This window comes from uncultured Nostoc sp. (genome assembly GCF_937863485.1).
Lineage (GTDB): Bacteria > Cyanobacteriota > Cyanobacteriia > Cyanobacteriales > Nostocaceae > Nostoc.
Window position 1 is genome coordinate 1 of sequence record NZ_CALMFY010000049.1, and the last position, 2,357, is coordinate 2,357.

The window sequence follows — 2,357 nt, forward strand, 5'->3', positions numbered from 1 at the left end:
GGCGTGGCGGTAGGCGTGGGGTTCGGCGTGGCGGAAGGCGTAGGGTTCGGCGTGGGGTTAGGCGTGGGGTTCGGCGTGGCGGTACTGCGTCCAGAAACCTGGCTTATTGGCTCACCTTTAAACTTGCGAATCATCCGAAACGGTAATTGGCTACTCCCCCGCATCACTCCGCTTCCCCTTCCTAATCTTGTTTGGCGCTTGGAAAATTGGTTGCAAAATGATTGGGAAACAGGTTTACATAATACTAATGAACTTCTGGCATATACCCTACAATTCATTCCTGTTGTCCAAGCAGTCAATAGAGTACTTGTCAAAATCCCCTCAGAGCAACTTATTTGGAATGTCTCTCGACTGGCGGCAAATCCTTTTGATTGGAATATAGTACGTTTTGCTTCAGCTTCTCTAGATGAAACCCTAAAATCAAGGTTTGTCAGAGATTTCTTCTCTTTGCCCTGGTTCTTTTTCTTCCCTAGTTCTTGGCAAGAAGGTTTACAGGCTCGTTTTAACACAGACACTCGCTTAGATACTCCTACCCGTGCAGTTGTTGCTGGTTTCTGGCATCTGCATGAATATGAGTCAGCCAAAGCAATGGAGGCTTTTGTTGTAGTACGTTCTCTTCTCTACGGTGAGGAAATGTATACCCTTGCTCAAACTCTAGCTGTGTTTGATAAAGCTCAAACATCAGCGTCTATTGCAGCTATCCAAGTTCCTCCTTTTCCACAGGAACCACTTTTACGTCCAATTACTTGGAAAGTCCTTGCTAGTCTGCGTCGAGTTGTTGAGGATGTCCAGTTTGTAGAGCGCAACGTCTCACGTTCAGCCAGGTCTTTAGCTCTTAATCGAGCATTAGGCGAACTGACAAACATCCTAAATCAAGCTCATACCTTGCCGCAAGCAGAGCAAGGGTTAATCATAGGTATCGCTCAAACTTGGAAAGAAAGCCTTTTACAAATCACTGGTGAAGTAGGAGAAATTTCCATCACCAAGCCTGTGATTAATCCTTATGTTGTAGGCGACCCCGTTCAAGGTCATCTCTTTATTGGGCGAGAAGATATCATCAGACAGTTAGAAGAACTCTGGGTGATGGGTAATCAACTCCAGTCTGTAGTTCTCTACGGTCACAGGCGTATGGGCAAAACTTCTATTCTGCTTAACGCTGCTAACTGTCTAGGCTCACAAATACAACTAGCCTATGTCAACTTGCTACGTTTGGGAGATAGCCCCCAAGGTGTAGGTGAGGTGCTGATGGCAATTTGTGATGAAATTTCTCGAACTCTCGAACTTCCACCCCCAACTGATGCTGATTTACTTAATCTCCCCTACCGGACTTTTGAACGCTATTTAAAACAGGTGGAAGCAAAGCTAGATGGTGGGTTAATCATTGCCTTAGACGAATTCGAGAAAATTGAAGATTTAATTGAAGCGAAAAAAATCCCTATCGACTTTATGGGTTTTCTGCGGGGTTTAGTGCAAATGAGTTCTAAAGTTGGCTTTGCTTTTGCTGGTTTACATACTTTAGAGGAAATGACAGCAGATTATTTTCAACCCTTCTTTGCTAGCGTCATTCCTATTCATGTAGGCTTTCAAGAACGTGCAGCTACTCCCCAAATTCTCGCTAACCCAGGTAATGAAGACTTCCCCCTCGACTACATCCCAGAAGCTTTAGATGAAATTTATGCTTTGACGCATGGTCAACCATATTTAGTGCAACTGCTGGGTTTTCAGCTAGTGCGCCGCTACAATGACTTTGTTTTTGAGCAAGGACGATCGCGTGACCCAGTTTTCACAGTAGAAGACGTGGAAGCAGTTATCAATGACCCTGAGTTTTTCAAGCGGGGACGCTACTACTTTGATGGGGTTTGGGGTCAGGCGGCGCGGGGTGCAGATGGTCAACAGGCAATAATACAACTACTTGTACCTCAACCAGAAGGGCTAAGTCTGGATGCCTTAGCTCAGTCTACAGGTATGAACGACGCTGATTTACAGGAAGCGCTGAATACTCTGAAGCGTCATGATGTCGTTGAGGAAACTCAGGGAAGCTGGCGGATTATGGTAGAACTGTTTCGCCGTTGGGTTTTACAGCAGTAACGAATGGAAGGCGAATGGAATTCGCGGCTACACAGGCTAAGTCCGCGAAGGCGGACTTAATTTTAGCGATCGCATTTGTTATGTCAGCGATGCCTACGGCTGGCTACGCCTACGCATTTGTTATATCGGCGATGCCTACGGCTGGCTACGCCTACGCATTTGCTACTTCAGCGATTGCATTTGCTACTTCAGCGATTGCATTTGTTATTTCGGTGTTCGCATTTGCTATTTCGGCGTTCGCATTTGTTATTTCGGCGATCGCATTTGCT

Annotated in this window: 2 protein-coding genes; both read left to right on the top strand. The window is 45.9% G+C overall.

Going from position 1 to position 2,357, the window contains the following annotated elements:
• The coding region (locus Q0541_RS07430) for an ATP-binding protein (protein ID WP_298907678.1) at positions 1-2,088 on the top strand (2,088 nt) is incomplete at its 5' end.
• 14 nt (positions 2,089-2,102) lie between these two features.
• Positions 2,103-2,357 (top strand): hypothetical protein (locus Q0541_RS07435; protein WP_298907681.1); only part of this gene is annotated, 255 nt, incomplete at its 3' end.